The sequence below is a fragment of the Saccharopolyspora soli genome (assembly GCF_022678645.1).
Taxonomy (GTDB): Bacteria; Actinomycetota; Actinomycetes; order Mycobacteriales; family Pseudonocardiaceae; genus Saccharopolyspora; species Saccharopolyspora soli.
Window position 1 is genome coordinate 23,848 of record NZ_JALBWV010000058.1, and the last position, 14,191, is coordinate 38,038.

At 67.7% G+C, this 14,191-nt stretch carries 11 protein-coding genes; 4 read left to right on the forward strand and 7 right to left on the reverse strand.

Annotated features, from left to right (window positions below; genetic code table 11):
* The first annotated feature begins 11 nt into the window (after nt 1-11).
* Nucleotides 12-1,310, forward strand: coding sequence for an MFS transporter (locus tag MOQ72_RS33420; RefSeq protein ID WP_242189761.1), 1,299 nt, complete (start codon nt 12-14; stop codon nt 1,308-1,310).
* Nucleotides 1,311-1,556: 246 nt separating this feature from the next.
* Here MOQ72_RS33420 and MOQ72_RS33425 read toward each other — a convergent pair whose 3' ends face one another.
* Entirely contained in the window at nt 1,557-3,881 is a 2,325-nt protein-coding gene (locus MOQ72_RS33425; protein ID WP_242189762.1) for a LuxR C-terminal-related transcriptional regulator, read from the reverse strand.
* Entirely contained in the window at nt 3,881-4,096 is a 216-nt protein-coding gene (locus MOQ72_RS44790) for a GntR family transcriptional regulator (protein ID WP_277955078.1), read from the reverse strand. Before MOQ72_RS44790 ends, MOQ72_RS33425 begins: the two co-directional genes overlap by 1 nt.
* 757 nt (nt 4,097-4,853) lie before the next feature.
* Between MOQ72_RS44790 and MOQ72_RS33430 the strand changes: the two genes are divergently transcribed.
* Nucleotides 4,854-5,786 carry a GGDEF domain-containing protein gene (locus MOQ72_RS33430; RefSeq protein WP_242189763.1) on the forward strand — a complete coding sequence of 311 codons (933 nt, stop codon included), beginning with the start codon at nt 4,854-4,856 and terminating at the stop codon, nt 5,784-5,786.
* 141 nt (nt 5,787-5,927) lie between these two features.
* Here MOQ72_RS33430 and MOQ72_RS33435 read toward each other — a convergent pair whose 3' ends face one another.
* From MOQ72_RS33435 to MOQ72_RS33455, 5 genes are read right to left on the reverse strand one after another with little or no spacing between them, the layout of a single operon-like run.
* Entirely contained in the window at nt 5,928-7,400 is a 1,473-nt protein-coding gene (locus MOQ72_RS33435; RefSeq protein WP_242189764.1) for an aldehyde dehydrogenase, read from the reverse strand.
* The gene (locus tag MOQ72_RS33440) at nt 7,397-8,728 is read right to left on the reverse strand and encodes a M24 family metallopeptidase (RefSeq protein ID WP_242189765.1); all 1,332 of its coding nucleotides are present in this window, start codon (nt 8,726-8,728) and stop codon (nt 7,397-7,399) included. Before MOQ72_RS33440 ends, MOQ72_RS33435 begins: the two co-directional genes overlap by 4 nt.
* Nucleotides 8,729-8,747: 19 nt before the next feature.
* The gene (locus MOQ72_RS33445; protein WP_242189766.1) at nt 8,748-10,097 is read right to left on the reverse strand and encodes an amidohydrolase family protein; all 1,350 of its coding nucleotides are present in this window, start codon (nt 10,095-10,097) and stop codon (nt 8,748-8,750) included.
* Nucleotides 10,078-11,163, reverse strand: coding sequence for a zinc-dependent alcohol dehydrogenase (locus MOQ72_RS33450; protein ID WP_242189767.1), 1,086 nt, complete (start codon nt 11,161-11,163; stop codon nt 10,078-10,080). Before MOQ72_RS33450 ends, MOQ72_RS33445 begins: the two co-directional genes overlap by 20 nt.
* Nucleotides 11,160-12,185, reverse strand: coding sequence for an NAD(P)-dependent oxidoreductase (locus MOQ72_RS33455; RefSeq protein WP_308198026.1), 1,026 nt, complete (start codon nt 12,183-12,185; stop codon nt 11,160-11,162). The genes MOQ72_RS33450 and MOQ72_RS33455 overlap by 4 nt, the downstream gene beginning before the upstream one ends.
* 249 nt (nt 12,186-12,434) lie before the next feature.
* Here MOQ72_RS33455 and MOQ72_RS33460 point away from each other — a divergent pair, with 249 nt between their 5' ends.
* Nucleotides 12,435-12,869: a hypothetical protein gene (locus MOQ72_RS33460; protein WP_308198025.1), complete on the forward strand. Its 435-nt coding sequence runs from the start codon at nt 12,435-12,437 to the stop codon at nt 12,867-12,869.
* A 5-nt stretch (nt 12,870-12,874) separates the two neighbouring features.
* Entirely contained in the window at nt 12,875-14,191 is a 1,317-nt protein-coding gene (locus tag MOQ72_RS33465; protein ID WP_242189769.1) for an amidohydrolase family protein, read from the forward strand.

Genomic DNA, 14,191 nt, shown 5'->3' on the forward strand with positions numbered 1-14,191 from the left:
CGAGGTTCACCATGCGCGCTGCCCGAAGACGATTGTGGATATACGTCCTGCTGTTCCTGCTGGTCGCCATCAACTACATGGACCGGTCCGCGCTGTCGGTCGCAGCCACCCCGATCAGCAAGGAATTCGGGCTGACGCCGGGCCAGATGGGCCTGCTGTTGTCCGCGTTCCTGTGGTCGTATCTGCTGTGCCTGATCCCCGCCGGCATCATCACCGACCGGATGGGTACCCGGTGGACCAACGCGATCAGCATCGCGGTGTGGTCCGCAGCCACCGTGCTCGTCGGGGTGGTCCGCGGTTTCGGGGCGCTCGTAGGCGCCCGCCTGCTGATGGGAATCGGTGAATCCACCACCTACCCCGCGTGCGGACGGGTCGTTCAGGAGTGGGCCCCCGCCGCCGAACGCGGTCGCGTCGTCGCGACCTACAACTCCGGTGCCTACGCCGGTCCCGCACTGGGGTCCATCGTCACGGCCGCGCTGGTGACCGAGTTCGGCTGGCGCATCGCGTTCGTCATTCTCGGCGCCGTCGGTTTCGGGTGGCTGGCCGCGTGGCTCGTCTGGTTCCGGGACCCGGCCAAAGCGCGTTGGCTGAGCACCGAGGAGCGGGACAAGATCCTGCGGGAACGGGGTCTGGCCCGGCAGGCCGAGGAGACCGGAGGTCTGCGGGCGGGTGTCCTGGAACTGCTGCGGTGGCGCAGCATGTGGGGCGTAACGCTGGTGCAGTCCGCTGCGGTCTACACCCAGTACATGTTCCTGACCTGGCTGCCCGGCTACCTGGAGCAGGTCCACAACCTGTCGGTGTTGAAGTCGGGAGCGTTCACCGCGATTCCGTACGTCGTCGCCATGGTGCTGGGCATCGCATTGGGCGTGGTGTTCGACCGGATGCTCGACGAGGACGCCGTCGCTTCCGGTAAGCGCAGGCTGATGGTGGCAGGATGTCTACTGCTGTCCTCGGTGGTGCTGATCACCCCGTTCGTCTCGTCGATGGCGGTCATCCTGGGCCTGATCAGCGTGTCGATGACCTTCGTGTCCAGTGCGGTGTCGATGAACCTGGCTCTGCTGGCCGATCTGCTGCGTTCGCCGAGGTTGGCGGGCCGGGCCAACAGCATCGCGTTGATCGGTGGTAACGCTTTCGGCTTGGCCGCGCCGATCGTGACCGGCTACGTCGTGCAGATCACGCACGGTTACACGACCGCGTTCCTCGTCGCAGGGTTCTTCCTGCTGCTAGGGATGAGCGTTTCACTGACCATGACGCGCAAGCCCATCGGCGACGAACCAACCTTCGTCGCGTCGGCGCCGTTGTCGGCCTGACCACGATCGTCCCGGGCGGGCTGCGCCGTGCCCTGGTCGAGTCGGTGTACGCACCGATGCTGGTGGGCAGCGACCCCGCCGCTTGATCCAGTCCCGGATGTCGTTTTCCAAGCACGTAGCTTCCCCGCGGCAGTGGTGCGGTAGGAGCGGAGATCAACTGGTCCACCCGCCGTCCGCCGCGGTGGTCAACGGGAAACCGCCCGCGAGCTGAGGATTGCTGCGGTGTTGGCGGCGTCGGTCGTCTTGTCAGCCGTGCTGCTGCCCGGCGATCCAGGTCGCGATTTGGGCGCGGGAAGTGAAGCCAAGCTTGGCGAGGATGTGTTCGACGTGGGCTTCCGCGGTGCGCTGGGAGATCACCAGGGTGGCCGCGATGTCCTTGTTGGACATTCCCTGGGCGACCAGCGCTGCGACCTCCTGTTCCCGCTTGGTCAACACCAGTTGCGTCGAGGGCACCCGCGGTGCGGCGGCTTCCGCCGGGGCGCCCATTTCCCCGAGCGCGCGGGCGATGACGTCGTTGGCGCACAGCTCGGCGCCCAACCGGGTAGCGGCGTCGTAGCTTGCCGCACCGAGGGCGTTCTTGGCCTGCTCGTTGGCCGCCGCACTCCAGCCGAGCAGGGTGTCCAGCCCCACCAGCGGGCTTCCGATCAGGTTCCACATCCGGGTCACAGCGCTGAGGAGCACGGCCGCGTGCTCGTATTCGCCGTCGGCCACGGCCGTCCAGGCCAGCACCTCCACGCAGAATGGGATGCCCAGCCGATCGTTCAGCTCCCGCTTGAGGCGCAGTGAGTTCCTGGCACGCGCGGCCGCGCGTGCCAGGTCGCCCGCCGCCCACCATGTGACGCTGAGGTTCCACTCCGTCCACGACAGCACCCAGCGCTCGCCCAGCTTCGCGCAGATCGCGTGGCACTTGTCGCGTAGTTCCACGGCCAGCTCTACGTCGCCGAGCAGGCCGGCGGCCTGGGCCCGCTGGGTGAACACGAGCAGTGCCGGTGCCGTCCACGTGGTGCGCTTCTCGTAGCGAGACAGGGCATCGTCCAGGAGTTCCACTGCACGCGGCAGGTTGCCCGCCCACTTCTCGGCGTCGCCGAGGAACTGGATCGCGTAGGTCAGCTCCGTGTCGTCATGGACGGAATCCGCCACGACCATGGCCTCGCGCAGCCGCTGCAAACTAGCGGCGTTGTCGCCCTGCAGGCAAGCGATCCAACCGGTGATCCACAGTGCTCTGGCCCGCTGCACCGTCGGTTCGGTGTCCGCCGCCAGCGCCCGGTCCAGCCATTGCCTGCCGTCGCGGACGAAACCGCAGGCCACCCAGTAGAACCACAGCGCGGCGGCAAGCCGAAGCCCTGTCCTCTCTTCGCCGGGAGAGCTCAAGCAGTACTCCAGTGCGGCCCAGAAGTTGGTCCGCTCGGCGTGCAGGCGGTCGCCCCAGTCCTTCTGGTGCGGCCCGCACGACTCGGCATCGGACTCTTCGGCCAGGCGCAGGTAGTAGTCCCGATGCCGACGACGGACCACGACCTCCTTCTCGCCCCCCAGCTCCTCCCGGCCGTACTGGCGGATCGTCTCCAGCATCCGGTAACGGGCGACCGAAGCACCCTCGCACTTGGTCAACAGGGATTTGTCCACCAGGCCGACGATCCCGGTGAACACGTCGTCGGCGAGCAGGCCCTCGCCCGTGCACACGTGCTCGGCGGCGGACAGGTCGAACTCGTCCGCGAACACCGACAGTCGGGCCCACAACGTGCGTTCCAGCTGCGTGCACAGGTCAAAGCTCCACTCCACCGCGGCCCGAAGTGTCTGGTGACGGGATAGCGCAGCATGGTCGCCACCCGCGAGCAGCCGGAAGCGATCCTCCAAATGCGCCAGGATGTCGGTGACCGTCAGAGCTCGCAGCTGGACAGCGGCCAGCTCGATCGCCAGTGGCAACCCGTCCAGCCGCCGGCACAACCGGGCCACCGCGATCTCGTTGTCGGCGCTGAGGGTGAACCCGGGCACCACGGCCGCCGCCCGCTGCTCGAACAACATCAGCGCCTCATACCGGCGCGCCCAGGAATCATTGCCCGCCGAGGACGCGTCCGGGGCTGGCAGGGACAGCGGGGGTACCGGCCGGACGTACTCCCCGGTGATCCCCATGGGCTCCCGACTGGTCGCCAACACCCGCAGTCCCGCCGCGGCTCGCAACAGCCTGGCCGTCAGGTGTGCTGAGCCGTCCAACAGGTGGTCGCAGTTGTCCAGCACCAGCAGCAGCTGCTTATCAGCCAGGTAGCTGGCCAGCACGGTTTCCGGATCACGATTCGACAGGTCACTCAGGCCCAGCGCTGTCGCGACCGTGTCCCCCAGCAGCGAAGAATCCCGCAGCGTGGCCAATTCCACCAGCCACACACCGTCGGCGAACGCCCGCCGCAACTCCCGCGCGATGTGCAGTGCCAACCGCGACTTGCCGATCCCACCAACACCGGTCAAGGTCACCAATCGCGATGTCGACAGCGCACGCTTGGCGTCGGCCGTTGCCCCGCGACGACCGATGAAGGTGGTCACCTCAGCCGGAAGGTTGCCTAGCTGTTGGCTCGACATCATGTCTCACCACACACCGCCTGTGCCAACCCCCATGCTAGCTTCCCGGGGACTGTCGACATGCTCACTTGATGTCGGGCTTCGTCGTTGGCGGATGCGGCTGAAAATCCGCGCCGCATCGTGAGCCGGTTGACGCCGCAGGACTGTGCGAGGTCGTTTTCGGACGGCAGCTTGGCACCTGGGAGGAACTCACCTCGGTTGATGCGCTCGTGCAGTACCTGACGGAGGCGGCAGTGGGCAGGCGCACTGTCATGTCTCCGCCGGGGTCAGCCCACTCCATTTCGGCATCGCGGTACTGGATACGTCTGGAACACAAGAGTTTGGAGCTGCCGCAGTGACGGTTGTGACGTAGGCGGCGGAGGCTGGTCGGCGTGCGCTAAGAAATGCGTATCGGCCTAGGTAGTACCACGAAGGTGTGGCTTGGGGTTGGGCAAGAGACTTGGAGTTACCCGAGTTAGTCCGTGCAACCCGAAGTTGACATCATGATCCTGCAATCCAGTCCCGGACGGTCAGCCGCTGTCGATCACCTGACGGAAAGTCCTCAGCGGGCTCAGCCTGAGCCCCTGGATGTGCGGCGGGTAAGTGATCATTACGCGTATCTGGGCGATCGCCGACTCGCCGATTGGCTCGTCGCTGAAGACGCTGCGGAGGAACACGAGACCCTTTCACCTCACGAACGCCTCACGTGCCACTTCCATCGCCGATGGGCGCATGAGTGCATAAGCTCCCCGTCCCACATCATCATCGTCACCGGGCACCGTTGGTGCCCCAGTTGCGAAGCCGAGGCGAGTGTCGCGGTAGACGAGCTGACCGGTTCGGTCTCGGTGACCTGCATCCGTTGCCAACGGTGCCCCGAGACGTCAGCGACCCGACAGATCATCCGAACCTGCCGCGCCAGCTTGGCCGCCGCGCCGGAGCAGCGAGGCGCGCAAGGGCACCAGGAGGCCACGGCAGCGGGCGAGATGTGGTGCGATGATTCCTAACCGCATCGGTCGGCGCCGACACGGCGTGGAATCCAGCGATCGTTCGGCGACCGACCCGATCTGGGAACGCGCTTTCACCCACGCACCCATCGGAGCGGCGCTGCTGGACTTGGCCGGACGCTGGATCGACGTCAACGACGCGTGGTGCGATCTGCTCGGCTACAGCAGGCAGGAGATGCTGTCGATGCGGCCCGCCGACATCACTTACGCCGATGACGTGGAAAGCAGCGCCGCGGTGCTCGACGACCTGGTCAGCGGGCGGAAGAAAACAGCAACTCTGAAGAAGCGCTATCGCCACAAGGATGGCCACCCCGTCTGGGTGCTGATCAGGTCGAGCGTCATCCCCACAACCGACGGCCAGCCCGCATGCCTGGTCAGCTACTGCGAAAAACTCGACGACCAGTTCAGCTCGAACACCCACCTGGAGCACCTCGCCCTGCACGACCCGTTGACCGGCTTGGCGAATCGCACCCTGTTCAGAAACCGCCTCCAACACGAACTCGCACAGCTCGACGGCCAGGAAGGCGCTGTGGCGGTGCTCGTCATCGATCTCGACGAACTCAAACCTATCAACGACACCTACGGCCACGCAGCCGGTGATCACGTCATCCTCGCCGCAGCAGACGAACTGCTGGGCGTCGCACGCCCCGCTGATACCGTCGCCCGCATCGGCGGCGACGAATTCGCCATCGTCCGACTCGCCACCGATGCCCAAGCAGCAGAGCACTTCCGCGACCACATTGCCCAACGACTGAGAGCCGAGCGTGAAATCGGCCAATGGCGGCTGAAGATCCGCGGCAGCGTCGGATTGGCCACCACCACAGACCCCGCAACGCCACCAGAGGTACTGCTCCACGACGCCGACCGGAACATGTACTGGCACAAGCAAAACACGCGCACCAACACGGGCGACCCCACATGACCCCAGCGCGTAAGACCGTTCGTGTACTGCAAGCACCTTCCACGACTTGGACAACCTCACCTGGTGCCGGTCGATGCGCATGCTGCGCACCCGACATCGGTGGAGCCGTGCTGGCCCCGTCGCCGTGCTGTCCGTTCGGGATCAGTTGAGCCTGAACGGATCCCGCGTGTTGCCGGCCAGGTCGACCCACACGGCTTTGGTGTCGGTGTATTCGCGCACCGCGTCGATGCCGCTTTCCCGGCCCCAGCCGCTGTGGCCGTTGCCGCCGAACGGTACGTTCGGCGCGACCATCCGGTAGGCGTTGATCCACACGTTGCCCGCGCGCAGTTGGTGGGCCACGCGGTGGGCTTTGCGGACGTCGTTGGTCCACACGCCCGCGCCGAGTCCGTAGCGCGTGGCGTTGGCGATGCGGATCGCTTCGTCCTCGGTGCGGAAGCGCAGGACGGACAGCACCGGGCCGAAGATCTCCTCCTGCGCGATCTCCATGTCCGGCCGCACGTCGGTGACGATGGTGGGCTGGTAGAAGAGCCCGCCCAACGCCGGGGCCCCGCCGCCGTGCGCGACCCGGGCGCCGTCTGCGATGGCACGCTCGACGAAGCCGGTGACGGTCTTCAGTTGGCTCTCGTTGGCGAGTGGTCCCATCTCGCTGCTGGGATCGAGCGGATCGCCGAGTGCGATGGTGCGTGCGCGTGCCACCAGGCGTTCCAACAGTGCTTCCTCCACATCCGCGTGCACCACGAGCCGGGACCCGGCGACGCAGGTTTGGCCGGAGGCAGCGAAGATTCCGGCGATGATGCCGTTGACGGCGGCTTCGAGGTCGGCGTCCGGGAAGACGACCTGTGCGGACTTGCCGCCCAGCTCCAATGTGGTCCTGGCCAGGTGTGCGGCGGCGCCCTGAGCGACTTTGATGCCCACGCCTGGGGATCCCGTGAACGCGACCTGCCGCACTCCGGGGTGGGCGACAAGGGCACGGCCGAGTTCGTTGCTCTGTCCGGTCACCACGTTGAGCACCCCGGGTGGCAGGCCCGCTTCCTCGGCTCGCCTGGCCAGTTCGAGTGCCGTGACGGGGGTGTATTCCGACGGTTTGACCACGAGTGCGCAGCCAGCGGCCAGCAGCGGGGCGAGCTTCCACATCAGCAGCGACAGCGGTGAGTTCCAGGGCACGATCGCCCCGACCACGCCGACCGGTTCGTGCCGCGTGTAGATGAGGAAGTCCGGGTTCTGCGCGGGGATGACCTCGCCCTGCAGCTTGTCGGCGATCCCGGCGAAGTAGCGCAACCAGTCGGGGAGCGCCCGTGCCTGCCCGGAGGTTTCGCGGATGAGCTTGCCGTTGTCGGTGCTTTCGAGCACGGCGAGTTCTTCCGCGTCACGCTCGACGACGTCGGCGAGCTTGCGCATGAGGCGGGCGCGTTCGAAGCCGGTGGCCTGGCCCCACTCGCCTGTCATCGCGGCGGTGGCCGCCTCGACGGCGCGGTCGACGTCCTCCGGCCCGGCGTCAGGCACACTCGCCCAGGCTTGGCCGGTGAAGGGGTTGGTGGTTTCGAACCGTCGGCCGTCGGCCGCTTCGACCCACATGTCGCCGATCCGCATCCGGTACTCGGTCCGGGTGGTCACGAACGGGCTCCGTTCCGGCCCTCGGGCGTGTTGAGGTGGGACTGGGACTCGCGGACGGCTGGCAGTGGACCGGTCGCGGCGAAGTAGCGTTGCCCGGCCACGAGCAGCTCCTCGGCGGGGAACCGGGTGATGACCTCGCAACCGTCGGCGGTGACCACCAGTTCCTCTTCGATGCGGGCGGCGGACCAGCCGTCCTTGGCAGGCCAGTAGGTTTCGAGCGCGAACACGTTGCCTTCTTCGATGACTTCGGGGTTGTCGATCGAGGTGAGGCGGGAGAAGATCGGCTTTTCCCACACTGAGATGCCGACCCCGTGGCCGTACTGGAGCGCGAAGGCCGCTTCCTCGTTGTCGAAGCCGAAATCCTGCGCCTTCGGCCAGAGCGACACGATGTCGGCGGTGGTGACGCCGGGTTTGACCGCGGCGAGCGAGATGTCCATGATCTCGCGCGCCCGTTTGTAGGCGTCGCGCATTGCGGGGGAGGCACTGCCGACGGCGAACGTGCGGTAGTAGCAGGTCTGGTAGCCCAGGTAGGTGTGCACGATGTCGAAGTAGGCGGGGTCGCCGGGGCGCATCATGCGGTCGGAGTACAGGTGCGGGTGGGGGTTGCAGCGCTCACCTGAGATCGCGTTGATGCCCGAGACGAACTCCGAACCGTTGTCGTACAACAGTTTCGACACCAGGCCGACGGTTTCGTTCTCCTTCATGCCCGGTTTCAGCGCCCGGTACAACTCCTCGTAGGCCATGTCGGCGAGACCGCACGCGTGGGTGAGCAAGGAGATCTCGTCGTGGGTCTTGACGCGGCGCGCTTCGAGGAAGACCTGCTGGCCGTCCTGGACGTCGATCCCTTCGGCGAGCAGGGCCCGGTGCACGGGCAGCTCGATGAAGTCGACGCCGAGGGGTTCGTTCTCCAACCCGCGGGCCCGCAGCTCCTCGGCGACCTTCTCCGCCACCGACTCCGCCCGCCCGGCACCGGGATGGATCGCGCCACGCAGGGTCGAGATCCCGGCCCTGGAGCGCGACGTGCCGTCTTCGTCGGTGAGCCAGGGGTTGTAGAGCTGGTGGTGCTTCGCCGCGGAGCCGAAGTCCCACACGATGGGTTCGGCGCCGCGCATGAGCAGCGCGAACCGGACCATCTTGTCGATGCCCCAGGTGCCGATGTGGGTCGCGGTCATGTAGCGGATGTTGTAGAAGTCGAACGCCAGCAGCGCCCCGAACTCGGACCGTTCGAGGTGTTCCCGCAACCGGGCCAGCCGCTCGGTGCGCAGCCGGTCCATGTCGATGCGCGCCTCCCAGTCGACGTTGGTGCTGCCGTAGGTGGCGATTCCCATTGTCTTTTCTCCTTCGTTCTCAGGTCCCGGCTGCGAGCGGAGCGGGCTGCCACCCGCCGCCGACCCGGGCGTCGGCGAGTCGCTGGCTTCGCGCGGCTCGGTCGAACAACGCGTCCCGGTGCTCGGCGGCCAACTGGCATGCCCGTTTGGCGACGTCGCCGACGAGGATTCCGCGGCGCTTCACGACTTCACCGGCGACCAGGATCGTGTCGACCAGACCGGGATGCGCCGCGTAGACGAGCTGGCCGACCGGATTGTTCAGCGGCGCAAGAGAAAGGGTGTCGCTGCGGACGAGCAGGATGTCGGCCTGCTTGCCCGGAGTCAGCGAACCCGCTTTGTGCTCGAGCCCGAGCACGCGTGCACCGTCGATGGTGGCGAACGACAGCACGTCCCGCGAACCGAGCGAGACGGCGGGACGGTCGCTGGCGCCCGGTTCGGAGTTGTCGATCGCGCGCTGCGTGGCGAGGGTGACCCGCATGGTGCCCCACAGGTGCCCGCCGTTGGAGACGCACGTGTCGATCGACAGGCTGGGGCGGATCCCCACGGCCAGCAGCCGCCCCGTGGCGGGCCAGCCGTGTCCCATCTGCATTTCGATGTCGGGCGCGATCGAGGCGGTGCCTCCCGAGTCGGCGATGAGCCGCAGCTCGTCATCGCCGAGGGTGTTGCAGTGCACGTAGGTGATGTCGGGCCCGAGCAGGTTCCGGGTGGCCAGTTGGCGGATCGGCCCGGTGCGGCCCCATTCGCCGTCACCGGCGTGCAGGGTGACCGGCAGTTCGAGTTCGCGCGCGAGCGCCAGATCGGACTCGGTGACGTCCAGGGTGGCGAACTGCGGGCCGCGCAAGGCCATCGCCATGGTCACGAGGTTGTCGTCGGAGGAGAAGTACTCCTCGCGCACGCGGCGCACGTCCTGGTCGTGCGGCATGTCGCTGGGCACCTGGTACATGTCCGCGCCGCCGCCGTGGGCGAACACGGCTCTGATGCCGGAATCGGCGAGTGCCTGCACGGCCGCGTCGCTGTGTTCGGGTGTGTTGACGTTGTGCGACCAGTCGAGCAGCGTCGTGATGCCGCTGTCGAGGGCTTCGACCGCGCCGACGAAGTTCCCCGCGTAGGTGTCTTCCGCGGTGAAGAAGCCGCTCAGCCCGAGGTGAAGTCCAGTCATGTACTGGCCGAGCGTCCAGTCCGCCGCGATGCCGCGCAGGAACGCCTGCCACGTGTGCCGATGGGTATCGATCAGGCCCGGCAGGACGATGCAGCCGGTGGCGTCGACGACGTCGGCGTCAACCGCTCCGAGATCCGGTGCCACGGCTTGGATTTTGTCGCCCTCGACGAGAACGTCGCCGATGGTCAGGTCACCGATCGCCGGATCCATCGACACGACTGTGCCGTTGTTGATGAGACGCCGTTGTGTCATCATTTTTCCCTTCCAGAATGTCGATCACGGTCTTGCCGGTACCCTCCAGTCCGTTGTGGACTTGGTCCAGCGGCAGCACTCGGGCGACGATCTCCGCGCGGAGATCGTGCCGGGCCAGCAGGTCGACCGCCTTCGGCAGGTCACGTCGGCAGACGTGGGCGCTGGAGGAAAGAATGTCCTTTTCGGACACCACGGCGGCGCGCACGTTGAATTCGGCGGGGCGGTTGGGCAGCCCTACCGCGACTATCCGTCCGCCAGGAGTCGTGGCCTGGAGCGCGAGCCGCAGGCCCGAGGCCGCCCCCGAGGTCTCGAAGACGGTGTCCAGCCCGCTCAACAGCGTCGTCCCGGCCTGGGAGTCCACCAGCTGGGTCGTGGCCGCGCCGAGGCGTCGCGCGGCAGCCAGCCGTGCTGGGTCGAGGTCGGCCGCGTGGACCGTGAGCCCGCGATCCGCGGCGGCGGCCACCAGCAGTGCGCCGACTCCACCGGCACCGATGACGAGCACTTCGCCGCGGTCGGGCACGCGAGCCCGGTCGAGCGCGTGCATCGCGATCGAGACGGGCTGGGCCAGCACGGCGTTGTCGTCCGGGCAGCTGTCCGGCAGCCGCACGCACATGGCCGCGGGCACCGTGACGTATTCGGCCATCCCGCCGTGGGTGTTCAGGCCGTAGGTGAAGTAGCGATGGCAGAGGTTCGTCCGCCCGGTATGGCAGGCCGGGCAGTTGCCGCACCAGCGCCCGGCGCCCGCCACGACCCGGTCACCTTCGCCGAAGCCCGCCGCGCTGCCCGCCCGCGCCACGGTGCCCATGAACTCGTGCCCGATGATCGTGGGTCCGACATGGCCGGACCAGGGGTGCGGGTCGTGCAGCGGGGTCATCGGGCCGCCGCGCGCGTATTCATGCGCGTCGGTGCCGCAAAGCCCGCACCGGTGTACCGCGATGGTGACTTCGTCCGGACTCGGGTCCGGCGGGTCGGGTACCTCTTCGAGCCGCAGATCGTGTGGCCCGTGCAACACGGCTGCCTTCATCGCGCCGCTCCGTCCTGCTGTTCGCCGTCCGCGGCGGCGATGATCAGTTCCGCGGCCTCGCGGTCCGCGCGACCGCTGGTGCAGATCCCTGCCAGGAGATCGCGAGCGCGGCGGCCGACGACCGCCCGCCCCTCGCTGCGATCGACCGCGTACGACACGTCCTTGAGCAGCTGAGCCGCGCTCGCCCACACCTCGTCCGGTGGGTCGAGGACGAACGGCGCGCGGTAGTGCAGCATTGGCGAGGCGATGACGCTGTCGAGCATCACTCGCGTGGCCTGGGCGCGGTCGATGCCGAACGCGCCGGCGAGGGCGAGCCCTTCGCCCCACGCCACCTCCTGAATGGCCACCTGCAGGTTGATCGCCAGTTTCAGCGCGAGTGCGCTGCCGTTGACCTCGTTGACGTGCTGCACCGACCGTGCCAGTGCGTCCAGCACCGGGCGCGCGCGGTCGAAAGCGCTCTTGTTCCCGCTCGCCATGATCATCAGGCGGCCGCTCTCGGCGGCGTCGAGGCTGCCGGACACCGGGGTATCGAGCATGGCCGCCCCGGTGTCGCCCACGATGGCGGCGATCTCGGCGCTCACCTCGGGCTCCACGGTGCTGGCGTCGGCCACCACGTGACGCGGGGTCAGCCCGGCGAGGAACCCATCGGAGCCCTGCGCCACTGTTCTGAGCGCCGCGGAATCCCACACCATGCACACCAGCAGTTCGGACTGCTCGGCCACTGCGCGAGGGGTTGACTCGGGGACGATGCCCGTGCCTCGCAGGGCCTCCACCCGCGCCTGCGTGCGGTTCCAGGCGTGGACCGGGTGTCCCAGTGCGGCTAGCCGCCGGGCGAAGCGCGAGCCCATGGCTCCCGTGCCGATGATGCCGACCGGCTCAGTCATGATCGTCCTCCTTGGCGTGGCGAGCTTCGGCCTTGCCGCGGCCTGATCGACGAATCCCGCGCAGCAGCCCAGATATGACGCCGGAACGAGCAGCCGATGCAGTCGGTGGTGCGGCGGAATCGCGGCCAGCGCGGCGATGCTCTTGGCCGTGCCAGCGCGCGAACCAGGGCGCTTGGTTCACCAGCACGGACATGTGCGGTTGTCAGTCGAGCCGGTCCGGTCGTCCACGTCGAGGTGCTCGCGCATCCAGCTGCCGTGGTCGTCGCGCGTCGACATCGCATCTCCAATGGATCCAATTATCTTGCTTTTGGCGCTTCAGGCACGCATAGTACGGGACTATGCTGCCAGATGGATCCATTTGGTGAAGATCTTCTTCGAGGAGCGTTGATGCCCACCCGTCAGAACCTGGCTGCCGCCGCCCCCTGGGCGGAGCTTGCCGCGTCGGCCGAGGACCGGGATACCGCGGATCCGGACCTGCTGCTGGGGCAGGCGCTGTGGATCCGGATGTTCGAGGAGCACGCGCTCGAACTGGCGGGGCAGGGGCTCGTACCTGGTCCGGCGCATTCGAGCATTGGCCAAGACGGCGGCGCAGTCGGCTCGCTGCGCAGCGACGACTGCGTCAACGGCTCGCACCGCCTGGAAAACGGCAAGTCGCTCGCGGACGCCCGCGGAGAAATCGCCTACGTGGCCGAGTTCTTCCGCTGGCACTCGGGAGAAGCGGGGCGCGGGCTCGGCACCGTCCAAAATGCGCCGTCCGGCACGAACCCGACTCCCGGCCTGCGGCAACCGACCGAGTCCGACCACATCGCGGTCGAGTGGTGAGCGCTATGACGACGAGAACCCTTATTTCCGGCGGCATCGTTTTCAGCGTCGACCCCGAGATCGGCACCTTGCCCAAGGGCGACGTGCTGATCGAGGACGGCGTGATCCGCGCCGTGGCACCCGAGATCGCGGTGAGCGACGCCCGGCTCGTCGACGCTACCAACCGGATCGTGCTGCCGGGGCTGGTCGACACGCACCGTCACCTGTGGCAGGCCGCGGTCCGCCAAATCGCCGCCGACTGGACGCTCGGGCAGTACGTCGAGCACATGCTGCTCCAGCTCGGGCCGCAATTCGCTCCGGAGGACGTGTACGTCGCCGATCTGCTCGGTGCGATCGAGGCGCTGGACGCCGGCATCACCACGATCATGGACTGGTCGCACATCATTCGCACGCCCGAGCATGCCGACGAGGCGGTGCGCGGGCTGGCCGACTCGGGGATACGCGCGGTGTTCGGCTACGGCAATCCCTGGTCGCCGCAGGCGCACTGGTACCGCTCCGACGTCGTCCGGGTCGCCGAGCGCTACTTCTCCGCGCGAGACTCGTTGCTGACGTTCGCGCTCGCCAGTCTGGGACCGGAGTTCGGGCCGATCGAGGAAGCGCTGGTGGATCTGGTGCTGGCGCGTGAACTGGACGTCCGCGTGTCGACCCACGTCGGGGTGGGGTTGCTGGGACAGGCGCGTTCGGTCAGCGAGCTCCACCGGCGCGGGCTGCTGGGGCCGGATCTGATCTACGTCCACTGCAACACCTGCACGGACGAGGAGTTCCGGATGATCGCCGACTCCGGCGGTCATGTCTCGATCTCCCCCCGAGTGGAGATGCAGATGGGACACGGCTACCCGGCGACCGGACGGCTGCGGGCGGCGGGTCTGGAGCCCAGCCTGAGCGTGGACGTCGTTTCCGGCGTTGGCGGCAGCCTGTTCGCCGAGATGCGGGGAACACTCGAGGCCGAACGGGGATGGCAGAACCACTTGGCCCTCGGCCGTGGGGAGAGCCTGCCCGAGTTGACGATCACCACCGAGGACGTGGTCCGGATGGCGACGATCGAAGGGGCGCGCACGCTCGGACTCGACGATCGGATCGGCTCGCTGACACCGGGCAAGCAGGCCGACCTGATCCTGCTCGACGTCGAGCTGCCGAACTTGTTTCTCGTCAACCACCTGCCCGCGGCTGTCACCCTGGCGGACAGCCAGAACGTGGAGGCCGTGTTCGTCGCGGGAGAGCAGGTGAAGGGCGGCGGCAGGATGCTCCGGCACGACCTGTCGGCACTGCGGGAGCGCGTGCGTTCCTCGCGGGACGGGCTGCTGAAGAACTGGTCCTTGTAG

Bases quoted from the DNA above. Each gene is read 5' to 3' on its own strand.
- MOQ72_RS33420 (WP_242189761.1), top strand. From the start codon at position 12: ATGCGCGCTGCCCGAAGACGATTGTGGATATACGTCCTGCTGTTCCTG.
- MOQ72_RS33425 (WP_242189762.1), bottom strand. From the start codon at position 3,881: ATGTCGAGCCAACAGCTAGGCAACCTTCCGGCTGAGGTGACCACCTTC.
- MOQ72_RS33430 (WP_242189763.1), top strand. From the start codon at position 4,854: ATGATTCCTAACCGCATCGGTCGGCGCCGACACGGCGTGGAATCCAGC.
- MOQ72_RS33440 (WP_242189765.1), bottom strand. From the start codon at position 8,728: ATGGGAATCGCCACCTACGGCAGCACCAACGTCGACTGGGAGGCGCGC.
- MOQ72_RS33445 (WP_242189766.1), bottom strand. From the start codon at position 10,097: ATGGATCCGGCGATCGGTGACCTGACCATCGGCGACGTTCTCGTCGAG.
- MOQ72_RS33450 (WP_242189767.1), bottom strand. From the start codon at position 11,163: ATGAAGGCAGCCGTGTTGCACGGGCCACACGATCTGCGGCTCGAAGAG.
- MOQ72_RS33460 (WP_308198025.1), top strand. From the start codon at position 12,435: ATGCCCACCCGTCAGAACCTGGCTGCCGCCGCCCCCTGGGCGGAGCTT.
- MOQ72_RS33465 (WP_242189769.1), top strand. From the start codon at position 12,875: ATGACGACGAGAACCCTTATTTCCGGCGGCATCGTTTTCAGCGTCGAC.